Genomic DNA, 19,877 nt, shown 5'->3' on the forward strand with positions numbered 1-19,877 from the left:
GACTAATGACTAATGACTAATGACTAATGACTAATGACTAATGACTAATGACTAATGACTAATGACTAATGACTAATTAAAATCGCTTTACCCAATCTTCGCCGACGCGAAGTGTCAAGTCAGAATTGATTTCACCAGTAGAAGATGCTTCAATTTTACCGTCGCCTAACGCTTTTTGCAGTAGATTCGCTGCCTCTAAATCGCCTTGCTGAACAATAATTTGACTTTGACGCTCTTTCTGGGGCGAATCCTGCACTACAGATACATTAAAAAAGCCCTGTTTTCTGAGAAATTCAGCAACGGTTTTTGCGGTTGTCGGTTTGCTAGAAGCGTTTTGGACAGATATTTTGAGGTTTTTGGGCAAAACCGGCTCGCTGGGATTGCGAACTCGTCCTTGTGCAAAATCCGGCACGCCCGGGTTCAAATATTGTGTGATAACGCGATCGACCCCGACCGTATCTAAAATCCAATAACTCCTCAAATCCCCTTGTTTTGAACTAGAACTTCCAGGCAACATTACCATTTTAAAAGTATCTCGCTCCAATTGCAAACCGAAATTTGCCAGCGTCAATATTTCCTCATAATTTAGGTTTGTATCCACATATTTTTGCATCAATCGAACAATTTGTGGCAAGCGCACAAATACTGATGGACTTGCGAGGCGGTTCCGAATAGCTTGAATCAAAGATTGCTGTCGCTGAATGCGGCCGATATCTCCTAAACCGTCGTTGCGAAATCGAGCAAATTGTTCTGCTTGTTCTCCGTTGAGAGTTTGCCATCCCTGGGCTAAGTTTATTTTTAACTTTTGGGCGGTATCTGTATAGGACATGGCGCGAGGTACAAATACTTCAACTCCGCCCAACAAATCGACTAATTCCCGAAACGCACTGCTGCTGACTCGCACGTATCGTTCAATTCTCGTATTGTTCAGCATACTGCTAACCAATCGCGTCGCCAAAGCTGCTCCTCCCCTAGCATTGGCTTCGCTAATTTTGCGGAAGGGAATTCCGGGTACTTCGACTTGAGTATCTCGCGGAACTGAAAGCAAACTAATAGATTTATCTCTAGGATCGAGGTGCAATAAGAGTATTGTATCGCTGCGACCCTCAAAAATCTTAGGGGAATTGGCTGCTGCTTCTGGCACGCGGTCAATTCCCAATATCAAGATATTAACTGGCCGCGACAGGCGGTATCCAGAGCGGTTGGATGATGTATAGTTAAAGCCAGTAGCGTCTAGGACTCTACTGATAACTGGGGGTTCCACGGGAGCTAAGAGGGCGGTAATTGCCCCGATTGCTGCGGAGATGGCGGCTGTGAAAACTAGGAAAAATAGCCCAAATATATACAGGAAGATTTTAGGCTTTTTTCGAGATTCTCGATCGACTGGTTTAACAAAGTTGCTTTTAAAGATTGACCAGTTTTTCATTGACTTGCTGTTGATTATTGCATTTTTTCAGCTTTGCAGTAAAACTTGGGCGGTGCTTCGGGAAAGTATTTGAACAAAGCCGTACACAGCCAGCCTTCGAGATTTTTCGCTTCCCACCGATACCAGTTACCGCCGTATTCTTCTTTCAACCACAGCATTTCTGCTTGATATCCGGGAAATGGATTGGCCGAAAATAAGAGTCGGAAACCTTGAGCGGCATTGGGAATGTCTGCGACGAGCACGTTAATCATTTCGGGGACGCCCTGAACAAATGGTTCTCGGACAAGTCCGACTCGCTCGTCGTCAAAAACCCAGGTGTACTGTTCGCGATAGGGGTAAATTACCATCATGGCATTGGCCATGGTATTCTCCTCTTTTTATTTCGTTTGTTTTGTCGGCGAAAAGGCAAGTCTTGATACATTATATTCTGTTGCCCGGGAGTTGTACACTATCCGATTTGACAACCCTATTTTAACTTAGGAAATCTTGCGGGTTATTTACAAACTTTGTTCGGCTTGGGCGGATCGATCAAGTGTAGGGCGATCGGGCTTTAGAGCGGTTTTTTCACTGTTTTTATTTTCGGTAAATGGTAGCAAAATCAAAGACGCTTAAAGGTGATTCATTATTGCAGGATTTTTTCTTCTAATTGTGCCTAGTTTTATAACCATTATTACCTTTGTAGTAATGATATGGTTTCCGGTTGCATGGGAATGATAAAGTCAAGGTCAATAATTCCAAATTCTCCCACTCCCGACTCCCGATTCCCGACTCCCCATCATTCCGGTGTTACCGGAATTGATATGACGAATAGTTTTTATTCACCCAAACTATGAGGACGGACACCCTAACTACAAACCTTTAACTGTTTGTAGTTGGGTGTTATGTTTGTTTTCGGGAATATCCAGCTCAAATTCTCGTCAGCTCAACCAGCGCCTTAGCTAAATATTGATACTGCGGCAAAGTATTGTATAATTGAGCCGAAATCCTCACCAACTGCTTACTAGCATCCGGCCAAGGAATCACCGGAACTTCAATTTTAAAAATCTCCCACAGCGCCTCTTGCAAAGGTAGAATTCCTCCCTTTGCAACCGCATCAGGCTGGGAGTCTGCCAGTGGCACAACTGCCATCGAACCGACCATTTCATCAGGACAAGGCAGTGGCAAACCTAATTTGTCCGCCAATATTTTTCTCCCCGCCAACGCCAAAGCATGATTTTTTGCCATCAATTCCGGCCAGCCACCACTCAACAAAGAACCCATAAAATCAATAGCTACAGGCACGCACAAATAGGGACTCGGATCGACTGTTCCCATCCAGTCAAATTCTAATTGAAAGCGCGATTTATCAGCGCGCGGCGAGTTAGCACCGTGACTGATCGTAGTTGGGCGAATGGCATTTTGCTTGTCGCGCCGCACGTACAGAAAGCCCGCACCTTTCGGCGCGCACAGCCATTTGTGGCAATTTCCAGTATAGTAAGCCGCGCCAATTTCATCTAAATTCAGCGCTACCATTCCCGGCGCGTGAGATCCGTCTACTAATACATCCACGCCACGGTTAGCTAACTCGCCGACTAACTGTTTGATGGGAAAAATTAAACCGGTTTGGCTCACAATGTGGTCTAATAAGGCTAACTTTGTTTGCGGTGAAACGCACTTAATTATTGCTTCAATAATTTGTTGGGGCGACTCAATTGGAAAGGGTACTTCTGCTACTATTACTTTAGCCCCTGTCCGCTGGGCTACAAAGTTAATTGTGTTGCGGCAAGCGTTGTATTCCTGATTTGTAGTTAGCAATTCGTCGCCCGGAGCAAAATAGAGCGATCGCAAAACTGCATTTACTCCCGTGGTGGCATTCGGCACAAAAGCCAAGTCATCCTCACCCGCACCGAGAAATGCTGCTAACTGATTTCTCGCATTATCCAACAAGGGTTCAAATTCCCGCATAAAGAAGCGCAATGGTTCTCTTTCCAGTTGTTCGCGAAAACTGGTTTGCGCTTCCAGTACGGGAAGCGGACAAGCCCCAAAAGAGCCGTGATTGAGGAAAGTTATATTGCGATCGAGCAACCAATATTGGTTAATCATTAGTAATTAGTAATTAGTAATTAGTAATTAGTCATTAGTCATTAGTCATTAGTCATTAGTCATTAGTCATTGGTCATTAGTCATTAGTCATTGGTCATTAGTCATTGGTCATTAGTCATTAGTCATTAGTCAGTCAACCGTCAACCGTCAACCGTCAACCGTCAACCGTTACTCATTTTACCTTTTAATTGCTCAAACTCTTCTAATGTATTGCAATTCGATAACATTACTGCTTCTTGTTCCCCTACAGGTAGAGGGATTGCGGGGATTTGATTTAACCAGACTTGAAAGGAACGTCCGCCTTTGTCAATAAAACTTTGCAAACTGGGCAGAGATTGTTGGCGGTAGAAGCCGCACAAAGGCTCCCAGCGCGGATTTTGATAAGGCACAACTGCTAAAGTAGACGGGGGAACGTCTGTTAACTGACTTGCCCACTTCTGAATAATCTGAGCATTCAACAAAGGCAAATCGCAAGCTAACAGTAAAATCCACTCGGCGGCTATTTCTTTCAATCCCTGAGTCAATGCAACCAAGGGCCCGCAGCCGGGATTGTACTCTACCAGAAATTTGGATTTTTCGGTTAAGGTCGATCGATAGCGATCCGGCCAAGCAGTCAGAACATAAACTTCTGGCGTTACAACTGCTGCAACTTCGCACACCCGCTGCAATAGGGATTTGCCCTCAATTTCCAGCAAAGCTTTATCCCTACCCATCCGCGAACTTTGACCGCCTGCAAGCACAATTACAGCAATTTTATGATTTGTCATTGGGGAGAAGGAAGAAGGAAGAAGGAAGAAGGAAGAAGGAAGAAGGAAGAAGGAAGAAGGAAGAAGGAAGAGGGAAGAAGGAAGAGGGAAGAAGGAAGAGGGAGGAAGGAAGAGGGAGGAAGGAAGAGGGAAGAAGGAAGAGGGAAGAAGAAAGAAGGAAGAAAAATTTCTCAATATTTGGCGCGCACTGCCCACAAAACCTGCTCAATGTAGTGTGTCCACTAGGCACAAAACCTGATTAATTATTCTCAACTAAAAACACTAACGGCTTGGCTAACTTCCTCAAGTTTTTGCACGACTTTACCGCTTATCAATAAAGTTTCTGCCTCAATTAAACCCGAGTTCATATCCAAACAAACTCCGCTGCGCCACAGATAAAATCCGCCGTTCCAGATAGCGGACTGCATCAATTCAGAGGGTTTTCCCAGCAACACTTCCTGCATTTCTTTTAATAACTCAGATGCTGATTCAAAGGGAGGATTTGTGCTGCTAAAACCGTAATCTCCGTGAGCTAAAAGCACTCGCTCGAACTCTGCATCCGGCTTAGAAATGCCGATAATCGCAGTGCGATCGCGCGGCAAATCGCAGCTTCCCTCCAATCCTTTGACTGTGGTATAATTTTTTATTCCCCGCAACTCAAAGGCTTTTTTAAACATACCTTCTGTCGGCGGGTGGACGTAGCCGGAGATGACGTTAACGTCGCCGGCACAGGGACACCACATCAACTCCATTGTCGAAAAAGGTGGTCGTTTGCCGATTTCGCGGCGGTAGGGTACTAAAGTGGTGGCTTGAGGAAAATGCTTGGGAAGGTAAACAAAACCTAAACCCGTATTGTCAAAAACTTGCTGGACTTTTTCTAAACGGAGTTTTCTCCAGTCTACTCCCAAACCGCGCCAAATTTCAATGAGGGGAATGCCTTCCTTGGTTGGCATGGTATCGCCCCCGTGCATGAGGGTTGGGACGCCAGAGGCGGCTAAAATTAGGGCGGTTATTGGGCTAATTGGAGCCGTGCGCGATCGCCCGTCGTAAGCAACGCCAAACACGGCGACGGTAGAGACGGAAAACCCTTTTTCTCGGTTTGGGGGGGCAAGCACAGGCCCCAATTCTTCATAAGCATCGAGCATTCCGGCTAATTCTTCGCCGGTGGGCCGTTTAATGCGGTGGGAAATCATAAAAGCTCCGATTTGAGCCGGTGTTGCTTCTCCCAGCAGCATCATCCGCGTGGCTGCTGCTGCTTCGGATCGAGTTAAGTTTTCTCCTGTGTGTATTCCGCTGCCAATTTTTCGCAGCAATTCTCTAAATGCGTCACTCATAACTTGTGAAGTTGGTAATTGGTAATTGGTAGTTGGTAGTTGGTAGTTAGTAATTGGTAGTTAGTAATTGGTAAGATTTGAATCGTTTTAAATTTAAAATCCCGAACTCTCAATTCAAAATTATCGAATTAACTCCCTGATTTTTCTAGCTGGATTACATCAAATGGCGGCACGCATTCGCGTACCAGGTTCCAGAAATGGGCGATCGGCGGAATTTGCATTCGATCGTGTGTTGTCACCAACACGACTTCGCGAGTCCAAGTCGGATCGATCGCCGATTGGCCGATCGCCGAAACCTTGGAAGTTGACCGATCTTGGGCGATCGACCGAATTGCTAAAGTGCGATCGCCCTTCGCCTCCAGCAAAGCTGAATGCGGCAGCAAAGCAATCAATTCTCCCTGTCGCACCACACCCCGAAAAGCATCAAGAGTGTTGAGTTCCAAAACAGCATGAAGTGTAGCACCGATGCGTCCAAATTGTTCTTGCACCATCCGCTGCATTCCGTACCCGTCCTTAAACACCACTTGCGGGTAACAAATCAATTCCTGCCAAGGTACTCGATCGTACTGGGCCAAGGGATGACCCGCCGCCATCAACACCTCGATCGGCTCATTGTAGAGCACCTCAACCAACATTTCCGGGGCTTGAGTAAAATAGCGGTTGTTCATCACCACTGCTATGTCTACCAAACCGTCTTTGAGGACTTTCAGAGCTCGATCGCTTCCCAGGGAAGTCACCCGCAACTGCACGTTAGGATAGTCGCGGCAAAATTTTTGCAGCACAGGCGGCAAATAAGCACCGCAAACCGAGTGAATTGCAGCCACGCACAGTTCCGGCTGCTTTCCCGCCAACAAGTCTCCCAATTCTTCAGCAGCATTTCGCCAAGTCTGACAGATTTTGCGAGCGTGAGGTAGCAGGCGTTCCCCTCCCACAGTCAGCTTGGCGTGGGCTGTGCGGTGAAACAGCGACAAACCGACGGACGCTTCTAATCCCTGCACTTGGCGGCTAATAGTCGATTGCGTAACGCCGCACTTCCGGGCCGCTTGCTGAAAGCTACCGGTTTCAGCAACTGAAAGAAATGCTTGAAGCTGCTCTAAGCGCATGGAGGTTTAATTCGAGATGGTTTCAGAAATTTTACTGGAAGATAATCTGTGACATTAACCGATTTAGTAGCAGAATTTAGTAGACTTTGATACAGGTACAGATTAGTTTTGATTCCGGGGCGAGACGCGGGGATGCTTGGCGCTACGAATCAATTTGCTCGGGTAGGATTGCTGAGGACCAAAGTAGAGGTCGATTCTCCAATGTAGAAGGGATTCCTGCATCTGCAAAATTATAAAAAAATGGATTTAATCAATAGAAATTCATCGAATTTTGCCAGCTTGTAGCTAAACTGTTTGAATGAACTGCACAGTCAGAATCGCTTCATCACTTGCGCTAAATTGCTTGGTTTATCCCTATGCTTTGGACTCTAAAACTCGCCTTAAATTTCTTACCTCCTTGGGCATTATAGTACCTGACTCTGCCTAAACCTCTGAATAAATGTACGAATATTGCAGGCCGGTTAAAACCTGTAGTGAACTTTCATCCCCGGACTAAAGTCACCAAAAAACGAGCGAGAAGCCCCCTGGCTTTAGACATGGGGAGGAAAGCGGCTGCGACGACCGTCGCCTTGAATTATAATCCATAGGAATAGCCATCTTTTTTGTGAATAGGTTTGCAATATTTATGACTAATTCCTGCTACTCTTCCCTTCGTTGTGGCGATGTCAAACGAACCGGATGCACGGCAAAGAACTCGTCCCGCATAGGAACCGATTTTCTTACCTGCGGTGACGGTCGCGCTGATAATATCACCAGTTTGAAAACAGAAATGGATTTGCTTTCTTGATTTATGGCGAATTGGAAAGCCAAACTTATCTGTACCGCACATCTGTCGCGTTCCGTGTCCTGCTGCCTTGACTAGCAGGGGTTGAGAGATCAGCACCTTTAATTCTTCGACTTTGCCTACACAAGCAGCATCTAACCAGTGGGATTTAGGTAGATTTAATCGAGTGCGATTGAATTTTGTCAACCCGCCACTGCCAGTAGAAACTGGTAAACCAGTCATACGGAGTCGGCTAAATAACGCCCAGCGAGTCGAATTGACCGCTGCTGCGTCTTTCAAGGGACGTTTTGCTTGAGATAGAATCCGTTTCAAAATCTCTGGCTTTTTAGACAGGAATTGCCCAATATCTTGAGTCCCCTTCTGAGTATTGCACTTTTCGCAAGCAAGGCAAAGATTAGAAATGCGGTTAGATCCACCCTTGGCTTTGGGATGAATGTGTTCGACTTGTAGCGGTGTATTGATAACGCCACAGTAGGCACATTTTCTATCCCATTTATTCAGCAAATATTCGCGGATCTCGTATCCACATAAAACGCCTTGCTGGTATTCAATTCCAGAAATATCGGGATTTTCTAGTTGTTGCAAGTCAAAACGCACCAGTTCTTGAACAATAGAAGAAATGGGGGCGACCTTCATCAATCTAGTTACCCAGGTTAGGGTTGTTTCGACACGATGTTGTAAGCTTGGCGCTAGCCAACCTTTAGGGCGAACCCTATTCAGAAATCTCGCTTTTCGATAGCGAGTATGGCGATTCCTCCTACCTCTACGCAATGAACGGCGAGACTCAAGGCTGGCTTTAATAGCTTGACCTCGGTGAGTTAATTCTGCACCAAAGATTACGCTCTCTCCTTGCACTAATGCAAGTCCGCTCGTTTTAGAGCCAGGGTCTATTTTGAGAGTAATTGGCTCTTGGTGTGATGTTACCTCTACTTTGAGAATTATTGTGAATGGATACCTTTTGAAAACAGCAGCTTTGCCAGTGGTTAGCAATTTACGAGCCATTCCTGGGTGGATTGGATTGAGCGGTCGTTTATGGGTATCAAGCACAAAAACGAAATTAGACATAAAGTCCTCCATTGCTGGGTAAAGTTCGCTTCGAGAATGTTTTATGAGCTTGTTAGACTGAAGGCACTGGCTCGGGCCCCGTTAAACCTGTTTAACTTTCAGTGATAGAGCGGAAAACTAGCGACGCATTCTCCGGTATCGTGACTCTAAAAACGTAGGTCTAATCCTGTCTCTGGTAAGGTTCGGGCTTTTTTCTTGCACCGCTCGGAACGAGCCGGACTTCCTAAAAGCCCCCGCTTTTAAGCGTGGGGTTCCTTACTCTTGTTTTCTGTTTTTTTTGTATACACTAGGAATTAGCGGGTCAGCAACACAAGTGCAACGCCGGATCGATCGCACAGGAAAGCCGAAATGCTGCAATTTCTTAAGATTATGTCATTTAACCACAATTTTATTCTGCAAGGTGGATTTTGCCAGTGGCAGCCCCAGTTGATGGGACTGCACGCGGTCAGCGATTTGTTAATTGCCTTGGCTTATTATTCAATTCCAGCAATTCTGACATACTACTATGCCCGGAAGCAGGGGGACGTGCCTTTGAGCAAGGGGTTTCTGCTATTGGGAGTCTGGTTTTTCTGCGCCGGGACAACTCAGTTGATGCAATTTTGGATGCTGGTGCATCCCAGCGAATGGCTGTCAAGTTCGCTCGCGGCCGTGACGGCTGTCATCTCTCTGTGGGCTATAGCGGAACTGATACCCTGGGTTCCTCAAATGTTGGCTTTGGCTGGGGCGACCTCTTTACCAGCAAATACGGCGCTCTTAACCCAAAAGGTCGATCGACCGCAAGCCGACTCTGCCATTAAAAATTCCGCCGCATCCTCCACAACCGAAATCCAGCAAATTAACCAGCAATTGCTCTCGGAAATAATGCAGCGCCAGCGAGTCGAGGATATCCTGCTTGACACTGTAGACAAGCTGCAAGAAAGCCAAGAACGCTTCCGCGTTTTTCAGGAATTATCTCTAGACGGATTTAACGTGTTCCGCAGCATTCGCGAGGAATCCAAAATTGTGGATTTTGAATGGGAATACGTCAATCCCGCAGCCGCAAAAATTCTGCACAGCACCCCTGAAGCATTGGTCGGCAAGCGATTGCTGGAAGTGCTGCCAGGTCATAAAGATAACAGTTTGTTCGATCGTTTCGTGCAAGTTGTAGAAACAGGAATTCCCCTGGATATCGAGAGTTATTACAACAGCGAAGGCATTGTCGGCTGGTTTCGGATTATGACTGTTAAATTGGGCGACGGCATTGCTATTTCTTTTAGCGATATTACTGGGCGCAAGCAAGTAGAAGCATCCCTGCGCAACGCGCTGCAAAAACTCACTTCTCATTTTGAAAATACGCCCCTAGCGGTGATTGAGTGGGATGAAAACTTTCGTCTCAGCGGGTGGTCGCCGGCGGCCCAGAAGATTTTTGGGTGGAAGGCAACAGAAGTTTTAGGCAAGCATTTTAGCGAATGGAACTTTATTTCTAAGGACGATTTATCAGAGTTAGAATCGGCAATTTATCGTTTAAAAAAACCCGACCATCGCTGCAATGTAGTTCGCAACAGCAATTATGATAAGTGGGGTTCGTTGGTGCACTGCGAGTGGTACAATTCGGCTTTTTACAGCGATTCGGGACAGTTGATATCGGTGCTGTCTCTGGTTTTGGACGTGACGGAACGCTTTAAATTTCTGGAAGTGCTGCGACAGTCAGAAGAGCGGTTTCGGATTGCGGCAGAAAGTGCCAGCGATTTGATTTACGAATGGGATATCGAGACCGGCATCGTGCTGTGGTTCGGTCACGTAGACGAACATTTGGAGTACGAAAAAGGCGGATTTCCGAGGACAAGAGCAGCTTGGAACAGTATCTTGCACCCGATGGACCGCGATCGAGTCCAGGCCTCGGTCGATCGGTATTTGAGTGCGCCACACAGTTCTGCCGCCCCATTTTTTCAGGAATACCGCGTTCAGTGCCAGGGGGGCGGCTTCCTCCACTGGATCGATCGGGGCAAAGCAGTGCTTGACAAACAAGGCAATCCCTGCAGATGGATCGGCGTGATTAGCGACATCAGCGATCGCAAAGAGGCCGAAGAACAGCGGAATCTAGCCTTGGCGCGGGAACAGGCCGCCCGTCGCCAAGCCGAAGCCAGCGAACAGCTTTACCGCGCCCTCGCTGAAGCCATCCCGCAAATAGTTTGGACTGCTTCAGCCGACGGCTGGTTCGACTACTACAACCAGCGCTGGTTTGAATATACTGGCTTGACGCTGGAGGAAACTCAAGGCTGGGGGTGGCAGCTAGCCCTGCATCCAGATGACCTGGAAAATTGCGTAGAAAGCTGGAAGACCTCGGTAGAGACGGGGGGGACTTACGAGGTGGAATACCGCTTTAAACGGGCATCTGACGGGGCTTACCGCTGGCATCTGGGCAGGGCATTGCCCGTGCGGGACGCAGAGGGGAAAATTCTCAAATGGTTCGGGACTTGTACCGATATTGACGATCGCCACCGTTCGGCCCAAACAGCCTATTTTCGCGCTCAAGCTTTGGCTTTGCTGTCGTCGGCTTCCCTGGATTACGAGGAGGCGCTGCAAGGTTTGGCAGATTTAACAGTACCGGCGCTGGGGGATTGGTGCTGCGTGCATTTGGTCGAGCCCGACGGCTCGATCCGCTTGCAAGCAGTTGCTCACTCAGATCCGAGCAAAGTCGCTATGCTGTGGCAAATCGACCGGCGCTTGCCGCTAGACCCCCAGGGACGGCACGGAGTAGCAAAGGTGCTGCGGACTGGGGAGTCGAAGCTTTACGCAGAAATACCGGAATGGGTGATCGAGGCGGTTGTGCCGGACAGGGAACTGCAGTTGGTGCTGCGATCCCAGGTGCTGTCGGCAATCTGCGTGCCGCTGATGGCTCGCGGGCGGACGCTGGGAGCGATTTCGCTGCTGTGCGGGGAGTCCGGCCGCCGCTGCGGGGAGGGCGATTTGGTTTTGCTGGAGGATTTGGCGCGGGATGCGGCGGTGGCTATCGACAATGCGCGGCTTTACCGGGAAGCAGCGGAGGCCAACCGGATTAAAGACGAGTTTTTGGGAACGCTTTCTCACGAGTTGCGGACGCCTCTGAACGCGATTTTGGGCTGGGCCCAGATGCTGCGGCAGCGCCAGATGAGTCCGGAAAAAACGGCTGTGGGTTTGGAGACTATTGAGCGAAACGCGCGGTTGCAGACTCAGATGATTGAGGATTTGCTGGACGTTTCCCGGGTTGTGAGCGGCAAAGTGTGTTTGAAGCTGTTCTCGGTGGATTTGGCGCGGATTGTAGAAACGGCCGTGAAGGCTCTGAGCCCTGATGCTGAAGCTCGGGGAATTGAATTGGTGAGTTTTTGTGACGAAGGGGTGAGCTCGGTGAGGGGCGATGCTACTCGTTTGCAGCAGGTGGTGTCTAATTTGCTCTCGAATGCTATTAAGTTTACACCGCCGTCGGGTCGCGTGGAAATAAGGCTCTCGGAGGATGGGGAACCGGGAGCAGCCGGTGGCGCCATCTTGTCTGGGCCGTCTCCGGTTCACTGTGTTTCGATCGTTGTCAGCGATACGGGAATTGGCATTAGCAAGGAGTTTTTGCCCTTTGTGTTCGATCGCTTCCGCCAAGCTGACAGCACTTCTACGCGCAATTACGGCGGGCTGGGACTGGGATTGGCGATCGTCCGCCATCTCGTGGAACTCCACGGCGGCAGTGTCTGGGCCGAAAGTCCCGGGGAAGGACTCGGATCGACTTTCGGAGTGCGATTGCCAATAACAACAGCCAACAGCTAACGGTTAAATGTTGTGATTGGTTACTGGTTATTCGTGATTTTATTGATACCAGGACTCTGCTCTTGAGGGTAAGATTCATTGGTAAAATAGTAATGGCTGTGCGGTTCGTTTTTAGGACTTACTCCATTCACCACTAAGCCCAGAACGTGCTGGCTTGATTTCTTCAATAGCTCCTTCGCAAAAGCCACAGTACCAGAATTAAGAACTCCAGGCCGCACAACCAATAAAATCCCATCTGCTTTATTCCCGAGAATCAGAGCATCAGCAGCAACATTCAGAGAAGGAGCATCAATAATTACTGCATCATAAGTAGCCGAAAATTGCTTAATCAATAAAGTGATCCGCTGTGAATCCAACAGAGCCATTGGATTAGGCGGAATCACCCCGCAAGTGATCACATCTAAATTATCCATAACTTGGGCGATCGCATCCCCAAACCCAGCTTGTCCGACTATCACATTGCTCAAGCCTACTTGATTGGGAAGTTCCCAAATCCGATGTTGAACAGGACAGTGCATATCCGCATCTACCAGCAAAACCTTCCGTCCTAATTGAGCTATAGCTACAGCCAAATTAGCGGATACAGTAGACTTGCCTTCTTGCGGTAGAGAACTACTGACAACAATCACTTTCAGCTCTTTATCCGAACTCAGGAACCTCAGATTTGCCTGAAGCATTCGGTAAGCAGCACTGCTCGAAGTATGAGGACTATCTCTAACAACAATCTGTCGGGGAGATAGCTCTAAATCCTGCGCAGCAGACTTAAGCGGCCAGGAATTGCGCCGAGGATTTTTTTGAGGCTTTCTATGAAAAGGAATCACCCCCAACAAAGTAAACCCAAATAATTCCCTCGCCTCTTCAATAGTTTTCACAGACTTATCTTGAGACTCTAAAAGCAGCGCCGCAGCTATAGCAAGCAGAGTTCCCAACAAGGTGCCCGATACCAGCAATAAAGACTTGCGAGAACGCACTGGTTCCTCCGGAACACTCGGCTTTTGGATAATCCGAGCATTCCCCACTTGCTGATTTTCAGTAATCCGAATTTGCTGGAGTTTTTTCTGCAATTCTTCATAATCAGCTTCGGCTTCTTGGAGTTTTCTTTCTAGTTCCCGCTTTTCCTTCTCTAGTTTAGGCAAAAGTTTTACCCGCTGCTTGTAGCCAGCTAGAGCATTTGAGAGAATAGTAACTCGCTCAGCCAAACCCTGGCGTTCTACATCTACCTTGATAAATTCTTCGATCAGTTTTGGTTTCACGTCTCCTATCTGTAAACTTTGATTTGGCAACGGCTGTTGCCCGCCTAAAACTTGTTGTATTTGTTGGTCTAGTAAAGCTTTTATGGTAGCTTTTTGCTTTTCTAACCTAGTTATCATAGGCGAAATATTCCGGAAGCGATTTTGCTCAATAGCTAACTGACGCTCTATTTGTTTGTACTCTTTCAGAGCTTCCTGCACAGTGCTAGATTGGCTGAGAGTGCTGGTGGTCAATGCTTCCTGGGGATTCATTTGTAATTGGTATTCAAATGCTTTGGACTTAGCACTGGCATTGAGCAAATCCGACTTAGCTTGGTCGATTTGACTTTCTAGTTGCGCCATAACTGCTACTGCTGATTTAGCTTCTTCTTCAAGATTTACAACTTTATTATCTTCTTTAAATTTCCTCAATTCTGCCGCTGCTTTCCGCATAGCTTGGTCGGAGTTAGGCAGTTTCTTTTCAATAAACTGTCGAACAGACACAGCGTCTAACCGATTCACTTTTTGATTGTTATCTATATAAAAGTTCATCAGGGTTGTTACGACATCTGCTGCTATTTTCGGGTTGGGGTCTTTGTAGGAAACAGTGAGGATATCTGCTCCCCGAATTGTAGCTACGGTCAGCTTTGTTAAAAGTGTTTTTGTTTTCATAGGATGATTTTTTTCGTCTTTTAACTGAAGCCTATTTATAGTTTTTTCGATAATTTCGACAGAACGAATCAGTTCTATCTCGGTAGTCAGAGGGTTACTTTGCTCCGCCGCAGGAGTCAACTGTCCGATTTCTTTGCCCAATTCTGTTAAAGCAGATCCAGGAGTTGTTTTCTTAAATAACAGCTTTCCTTCTGCTTCATAAACTGCTTTTTGCTTCAGCGTGCCGTAGGTGGTGAGTGCAACAACCGAGGCAAATACAGCTAAGGCTGGCAGCCACCTGCGCTTCAAAATCTGCCAGTATTCCTGAAATCCGATACCACTTTCAGTTGATTCCATCTGTTACTCCCGAAAAATGATTTTTTGTAAACTCTAACACCCTAGGGCGTGTTTTCAAACTCTAACCACAACAGAATGCAGGCATCGCAATCATGGCTGTATAATTTGCACGCAATTTCTGATATCGGGTAGCAATACGTCTCCTGTTCTTGAGTCGGTTGATAGCACATTCAACTATATTATTGCGTTGACGGTAGATTTCAGGGCTAAAAAGACCGCGACGTCGTTCATTTGAAAGTCGTGGGACGGTAAAACTGATACCTCGCCGTAGATAACTACGGATGCGACGAGGTGCGATCGCCTTTGTCTCCTACCACCTAGAACGAGGCAAGGGGGCGGACGCTATAATCGAGGCGGATATATCGAGCTCCGCGAGTACCGCCAATGATAAGCGCGTCTGGGGAATTGCCGCCAATCAATAAATTGAGCGATAGCGAATCCTTTGAATCAGGATGTATATTCATAACCGTCAGCCTTATGAATGGTTCTTAAATACTTGGGATGTACGTCAAAGCTTTTACCTCCTGTGGTTAACTTAAAACTTGGCTTGAATCGAATGGCAATTCGACCCGTGTAGTTTCCTGCATACTTCCCAGTAAGGACATGGGCATTTACCAAATCCCCAGTTTGGAATCCCATAAAAAACTTTTGAGCTGGAGCATGACGAATTGGGAAACCAAAGTTGTCAGTGCCGCAACGCTGTCTTCTGCCATGTCCTTTGGCTTTGACAATCAAGGGTTTAACCCCATTGAGCAGAAGTCGTTCTGGAGTAGACGCACCAACATTTGCTGCATCTGTCCAATGCTGCTTCTCAATCCCTCTAGTCTTGCGATTAAACTTTGTTCGACCACCAGAACCTACTTCTGGTGGCAAACCCGTAGATTGAAGCCTTCTGTACAACTCCCAACGAGTAGCGTTAACAGCAGCGGCCTCTTTGAGGGGTGCTTTCGCTTGAGCCATTACTCGCTTGAGAACTTCTGGCTTCTTTTTCAAAAACTCCTCGACAGGTTTGTTTCCCTTGGCTTGGTTGCAGGAATGGCAACTAAGACATAGGTTTTTGACTCTGTTAGAACCTCCCTTGCTCCGAGCAAGGATGTGTTCAATCTCGAAGGGGACATTTTCAACACCGCAATAAGCACATTTTCTATTCCATTTTTGAAGTAAATACTCTTTCACTTCAAAGCCAAATAGTTCACCCCTTTGGTACTCAACTCCACTAATTTCGGGGTTTTGTATTTGTTGCATGTCAAAACGTACTAATTCTTGAGAAACTGCGGTAACCGGGCAGACTTTTCTAATTCTCCTAACCCACGTTTCGATGTTGGCAATTCGACTCTCAAGGGAAGGTGGCAGCCATCCAGTTCTACGGGTTCTGTTTAAGAAACGAGGCTTACGGTAACGAGTTTTACGGTTTCGTCTGCCTCTTCTTAATGACCTACGAGATTCAAGAGAGTTTTTAATCTGCTGTCCTCTGTGTGAGACTTCTAATGCGTTAGTAACTCGCCCCGTCTCTTCTTGAACCACAGCAATACCCGTAACCTTGCTGCCAGGATCGATCTTGATTCGATGACTATGAGTAACTGAAGCTTCAAAAACCCTATCCTGCAACACGATAGTGAATGGATAGCGTCTGAATACCTTAGCTCTTCCTTTGTCTAATAGTTCTCTTGCCCGTGCCTGATGACATGGATCAAGAGGTTTCAATTTTTTGTCTAATACGAAAACGCGCATTACTGCTGCCTCTCATTACTGGTTAAGTTTGCCTCGCTAATGTTATAAGAGCTTTTTAAGCCTGAAGCACTGGTTTTTCCTATAGCCTGTTTAACTTCAGACGACAGAGCCTAAAACTGGCACGCATTAAGCGGGTGTCATGACTCAAATAACGGAGTTCCTATTAGAAACTAAAGCTGGTCAACAAGGCTTACAGTTTCCTGCAAGCCTACACTGTACCGAAGGTCAGTGTAGGTAGTTGACTGTTGCGTACTTAAGTCTCCAAGGGTTCCTCAAGACTCCCTGCCGGAGCTCGCCTATTTTCTAGGATACAACGAGGCAAGAAAACACGCCCTAGGATTTTAAACACATTATTGATGAGAGCGCTTATATGATATAAGTCAAGCACTGTCATGGTTTTAGCACATATGTTGTTTGCCACCCCCCTAACGAAACATATTTTGATTAAGCATAAGTAAATAATTATAAAGTTATGAGCGATCGAACCCGTAGGGTCTGATAAACTCAGGAATAAGCTGGAATCTAAAAATTTAATAAACCACATAAATCTCAAAAAGGAAATTAAGAGATGGGACATATTCTTGATAATTTTTATCTAAGCAAAATAATATCACTTGAGTGATGCCCGATAAAAAGGCTGATTAATTTCAGCGGGTAGGGTGGTAGAAAAAAATACCTCAGCATGAGGTACTAGATCTAGTTGCGGTAAACTTGTTGTCTAGCACAGGGTGTCATGAATAAGAACATAAAAAAACTCAGTAAAGTGTTGGTGCGATTAAGAACCCGTCATTTTTTGATAATAGATACAATTTGTTTTGCGATCGCACCGTTATTGGCCCTGCAAATTCGTTTAGATGGCATATTGAATCTGGCTCCCTACTTACAGAGTCTGGCTGTAATTACAGTATTATTTGTAGCAGTCAAACTTCTAGTATTTTATGCCGGTGGCTTATACAAGCGTTACTGGCAGTATGCCGGTCTGGAAGAAATGGCACAAATAGCGATGCTGATAGGTATATCCCTAGGAGTAGAAACTATCTGGTTCCAAAAACTCTACCACCTAAATAATTCGCCGATCGCAAATCTGCCACGATCGCTGCCGCTACTAGAGGCTATGATCAGCTTTTTGTTAGTTGGGGCGATTCGTTTCAGCATTCCAGCCCTCGAAAGATGGAACCAAAAACCGTGGAAAGTTCAGCAGGGCGATCGCATCCTGATAGTCGGTGCGGGCAGTGCAGGCACAACTCTGGTGCAAAGGATGGAGAGGAGCCCGGAGGTAGGACTCCATCCCATCGCTTTCATTGACGACGACCCCAAAAAATTCAGGAAGCAGATTCGCGGACTGACTGTAGTCGGCAATCGTGGTAGCATTCCCGAAGTAGTTCGATCGCTAAATATCGCCAAAGTCATAATTGCCATCCCCTCAGCTCCGGGAAAAGAGATTAGGGAAATCGTAGAAATTTGCCAGTCAATTGGAATTCCAACCAGCACCCTCCCCGGCCTCAATGAAATCATGAATGGTCGTGTAAGTTTAGGTAGCCTCAGAGAAGTAAAGATTGAGGACTTGCTCCGCCGCGAACCCATTCAAACCGATGTTGAGAAAGTCTTGGGATTGATTGGAGGCAAGAAAGTTCTAATTACTGGTGCGGGTGGCTCCATCGGCAGCGAACTTTGCCGGCAAATATTAAAGTGCGCTCCCGCAGAAATTATCATCGTCGGACACGGAGAAAATTCTGTATTCAATATTCAACAAGAACTAGGAAAAATCCTGTCAGAAATCAAAAAAAAGAGCAAAACCCAAACAGATATTACTCGCGTGACAGCCTTGATGGCCGATATTCGCTTTCGCGATCGGTTAGAGTACGTTTTTGTAACAATGAGACCAGACATCATTTTTCATGCGGCGGCTCACAAACACGTACCCATGATGGAATTAAACCCGCCGGAAGCGATTACTAACAATGTGCGGGGGACGAAAAATCTGCTGGATATGGCATTGAAATACAATGTGGAACAATTTGTGATGATTTCCACCGACAAAGCGGTGAATCCAACTAGCATTATGGGAGCTAGCAAAAGAGCTGCCGAAATGCTGGTGCTGCAAGCAGCCAAAAAAAGCAAAAACCCGTTTGTAGTGGTTCGCTTCGGTAATGTTCTTGGCAGCCGCGGTAGCGTCGTACCTACTTTTAAACGACAAATTGCTGAGGGCGGGCCGATTACAATTACCCATCCAGATATCACTCGCTATTTCATGACAATTCCTGAAGCAGTTCAACTGGTTTTGCAGGCGGCAGTCATCGGCAGTGGCGGGGAAGTATTCATGCTTGAGATGGGGGAACCAGTCAGAATTTGTGATTTAGCAAAGGATTTGATTCGGCTCTCAGGATATGAAGTGGGCAAAGACATAGAAATCGAGTTCACAGGGCTGCGGCCGGGAGAAAAATTGTTTGAAGAGCTGTTTATTCCGGGCGAGAAATACAACCGCACTCAACACGAAAAAATTCTCAGTCTTGGCAATGCCAGCCGCCTAGTGAAAGAAAATATTGACGAGGAAGTAGAAGCCCTTTGTCAAGCAGGCGATCGTAATGATGCCAATTTAATTGTCTCACTGCTACAGCAGTTAGTACCTGAATACATACCAGGATATTCAACAGCCAATTTGCACGCAAATACAGCCAAAGAAACAACCGATACGGCAAAGATTAGCAGTGCAGCATCTGTTCAGTTAGAGAAAGATTTGCGGGTGGCTCTTGCCAATGACGAGTTTCGGGTTTACTATCAGCCGATCGTCTGTCTGCAAACCGATCGAATTAGTGGTTTTGAAGCGCTGTTGCGCTGGCAGCACCCAAATCAAGGTTTGCTTTTGCCAGACGAATTCCTACCAGATGCAGAAGAAACGGGCTTGATTGTTCCTATTGGCGAGTGGGTGCTGCGACAAGCTTGCAGCCAAATGCGGATTTGGCAGTCGCAATTTCGTCTTGAGTCTCCTTTAACAGTCAGCGTGAATCTGACTAGAAAACAGTTTTTCCACGCTGACTTAATCGAGACGATTCCCAAAATATTGAAGGAAACAAATCTCGATGCTTCGAGTTTGAGGTTAGAAATTCCTGAATATGTTGTGACGGAAAATTCTGAGTTGGCTGGGTCGGTTTTTCTCAAAATTAAAACTTTAGGGTTGCAAGTACAAATAGACCGCTGCGGTGTTAGCGATGTATCATTAACTCACCTTTACCAATTGACGCGGCTTAAGTATGGGAGATTCGACTGTTTGAAGCTAGATAGTTCTCTAGTCAGCGGGCTGGATGCTAGCAACCAGAACTTAGAAAATATTCGGAAAATTAGGGCGATAAGTGAGGAGTTAGGTATGGGTATGATTGCAACAGGAGTGGAAACGAGCTGGCAAATAGCTGAGCTCAAAGCTTTGAAATGCCTCTACGGACAGGGAGACTTTTTCTCTAAGCCTGTAGAAGGCTCTCAGGTAGGAAAATTAATGGGGGATGTGGCTGTTAATAGTTAAGGGGTGCATTACAAGATTCTGTTGTGCTTGTAACTGAACCTATGCTAGTAGCATATTACCTGTCAAAATTAACCTAAC

At 46.5% G+C, this 19,877-nt stretch carries 12 protein-coding genes; 3 read left to right on the top strand and 9 right to left on the bottom strand.

Annotation, left to right across the window (positions count from 1 at the left end):
• Positions 1–76: 76 nt before the first annotated feature.
• The 4 genes from QUB61_RS21195 to QUB61_RS21210 form a co-directional block, all read right to left on the bottom strand.
• Entirely contained in the window at positions 77–1,426 is a 1,350-nt protein-coding gene (locus tag QUB61_RS21195) for an LCP family protein (protein ID WP_333132008.1), read from the bottom strand.
• A gap of 14 nt (positions 1,427–1,440) precedes the next feature.
• Complete coding sequence (locus QUB61_RS21200; protein ID WP_333132005.1) at positions 1,441–1,788, bottom strand: DUF6717 family protein; 348 nt, start codon at positions 1,786–1,788, stop codon at positions 1,441–1,443.
• 544 nt (positions 1,789–2,332) lie between these two features.
• Positions 2,333–3,508: an aminotransferase class V-fold PLP-dependent enzyme gene (locus tag QUB61_RS21205; RefSeq protein WP_333132003.1), complete on the bottom strand. Its 1,176-nt coding sequence runs from the start codon at positions 3,506–3,508 to the stop codon at positions 2,333–2,335.
• Positions 3,509–3,669: 161 nt separating this feature from the next.
• The gene (locus tag QUB61_RS21210) at positions 3,670–4,275 is read right to left on the bottom strand and encodes a molybdenum cofactor guanylyltransferase (protein WP_333132001.1); all 606 of its coding nucleotides are present in this window, start codon (positions 4,273–4,275) and stop codon (positions 3,670–3,672) included.
• Between QUB61_RS21210 and QUB61_RS21215 the strand changes: the two genes are divergently transcribed.
• Positions 4,264–4,488 (top strand): hypothetical protein, encoded by a 225-nt coding sequence (locus QUB61_RS21215; RefSeq protein WP_333131999.1) that lies wholly within the window; start codon positions 4,264–4,266, stop codon positions 4,486–4,488. The genes QUB61_RS21210 and QUB61_RS21215 overlap by 12 nt on opposite strands.
• Positions 4,489–4,523: 35 nt before the next feature.
• On the opposite strand, the gene QUB61_RS21220 is transcribed toward QUB61_RS21215, so the two are convergent.
• The 3 genes from QUB61_RS21220 to iscB (QUB61_RS21230) all read right to left on the bottom strand — a co-directional run bounded on the left by QUB61_RS21220 (position 4,524) and on the right by iscB (QUB61_RS21230) (position 8,540).
• On the bottom strand, positions 4,524–5,588 hold the full coding sequence (locus tag QUB61_RS21220; RefSeq protein ID WP_333131997.1) for an anthranilate phosphoribosyltransferase family protein: 1,065 nt from the start codon (positions 5,586–5,588) through the stop codon (positions 4,524–4,526).
• A 128-nt stretch (positions 5,589–5,716) separates the two neighbouring features.
• Positions 5,717–6,691: a LysR family transcriptional regulator gene (locus QUB61_RS21225; RefSeq protein WP_333131995.1), complete on the bottom strand. Its 975-nt coding sequence runs from the start codon at positions 6,689–6,691 to the stop codon at positions 5,717–5,719.
• Between the two features lie 574 nt (positions 6,692–7,265).
• Positions 7,266–8,540 carry an RNA-guided endonuclease IscB gene (gene iscB / locus QUB61_RS21230; protein ID WP_333131993.1) on the bottom strand — a complete coding sequence of 425 codons (1,275 nt, stop codon included), beginning with the start codon at positions 8,538–8,540 and terminating at the stop codon, positions 7,266–7,268.
• A 348-nt stretch (positions 8,541–8,888) separates the two neighbouring features.
• Here iscB (QUB61_RS21230) and QUB61_RS21235 point away from each other — a divergent pair, with 348 nt between their 5' ends.
• Complete coding sequence (locus QUB61_RS21235; protein ID WP_333190099.1) at positions 8,889–12,314, top strand: PAS domain S-box protein; 3,426 nt, start codon at positions 8,889–8,891, stop codon at positions 12,312–12,314.
• Between the two features lie 20 nt (positions 12,315–12,334).
• Here the strand turns inward: QUB61_RS21235 and QUB61_RS21240 are convergent, their stop codons facing one another.
• Both QUB61_RS21240 and iscB (QUB61_RS21245) read right to left on the bottom strand, forming a co-directional pair.
• A complete protein-coding gene (locus QUB61_RS21240) occupies positions 12,335–14,551 on the bottom strand; it encodes a polysaccharide biosynthesis tyrosine autokinase (protein WP_333131989.1) in 2,217 nt (738 codons plus the stop codon).
• A gap of 447 nt (positions 14,552–14,998) precedes the next feature.
• Positions 14,999–16,282: an RNA-guided endonuclease IscB gene (gene iscB, locus QUB61_RS21245; RefSeq protein WP_333131987.1), complete on the bottom strand. Its 1,284-nt coding sequence runs from the start codon at positions 16,280–16,282 to the stop codon at positions 14,999–15,001.
• A 733-nt stretch (positions 16,283–17,015) separates the two neighbouring features.
• Here iscB (QUB61_RS21245) and QUB61_RS21250 point away from each other — a divergent pair.
• Positions 17,016–19,799 carry a polysaccharide biosynthesis protein gene (locus tag QUB61_RS21250; protein ID WP_333131985.1) on the top strand — a complete coding sequence of 928 codons (2,784 nt, stop codon included), beginning with the start codon at positions 17,016–17,018 and terminating at the stop codon, positions 19,797–19,799.
• The last annotated feature ends 78 nt before the right edge of the window (positions 19,800–19,877 follow it).

The sequence above is a fragment of the Microcoleus sp. C2D2 genome, assembly GCF_036702495.1.
Taxonomy (GTDB): Bacteria; Cyanobacteriota; Cyanobacteriia; order Cyanobacteriales; family Microcoleaceae; genus Microcoleus.

What these genes read in the sequence shown, in the direction of transcription:
- QUB61_RS21195 (WP_333132008.1), bottom strand. Translation starts at nt 1,426, where the DNA reads ATGAAAAACTGGTCAATCTTTAAAAGCAACTTTGTTAAACCAGTCGAT.
- QUB61_RS21200 (WP_333132005.1), bottom strand. Translation starts at nt 1,788, where the DNA reads ATGGCCAATGCCATGATGGTAATTTACCCCTATCGCGAACAGTACACC.
- QUB61_RS21205 (WP_333132003.1), bottom strand. Translation starts at nt 3,508, where the DNA reads ATGATTAACCAATATTGGTTGCTCGATCGCAATATAACTTTCCTCAAT.
- QUB61_RS21215 (WP_333131999.1), top strand. Translation starts at nt 4,264, where the DNA reads ATGATTTGTCATTGGGGAGAAGGAAGAAGGAAGAAGGAAGAAGGAAGA.
- QUB61_RS21210 (WP_333132001.1), bottom strand. Translation starts at nt 4,275, where the DNA reads ATGACAAATCATAAAATTGCTGTAATTGTGCTTGCAGGCGGTCAAAGT.
- QUB61_RS21220 (WP_333131997.1), bottom strand. Translation starts at nt 5,588, where the DNA reads ATGAGTGACGCATTTAGAGAATTGCTGCGAAAAATTGGCAGCGGAATA.
- QUB61_RS21225 (WP_333131995.1), bottom strand. Translation starts at nt 6,691, where the DNA reads ATGCGCTTAGAGCAGCTTCAAGCATTTCTTTCAGTTGCTGAAACCGGT.
- iscB (WP_333131993.1), bottom strand. Translation starts at nt 8,540, where the DNA reads ATGTCTAATTTCGTTTTTGTGCTTGATACCCATAAACGACCGCTCAAT.
- QUB61_RS21235 (WP_333190099.1), top strand. Translation starts at nt 8,889, where the DNA reads ATGCTGCAATTTCTTAAGATTATGTCATTTAACCACAATTTTATTCTG.
- QUB61_RS21240 (WP_333131989.1), bottom strand. Translation starts at nt 14,551, where the DNA reads ATGGAATCAACTGAAAGTGGTATCGGATTTCAGGAATACTGGCAGATT.
- iscB (WP_333131987.1), bottom strand. Translation starts at nt 16,282, where the DNA reads ATGCGCGTTTTCGTATTAGACAAAAAATTGAAACCTCTTGATCCATGT.
- QUB61_RS21250 (WP_333131985.1), top strand. Translation starts at nt 17,016, where the DNA reads ATGAATAAGAACATAAAAAAACTCAGTAAAGTGTTGGTGCGATTAAGA.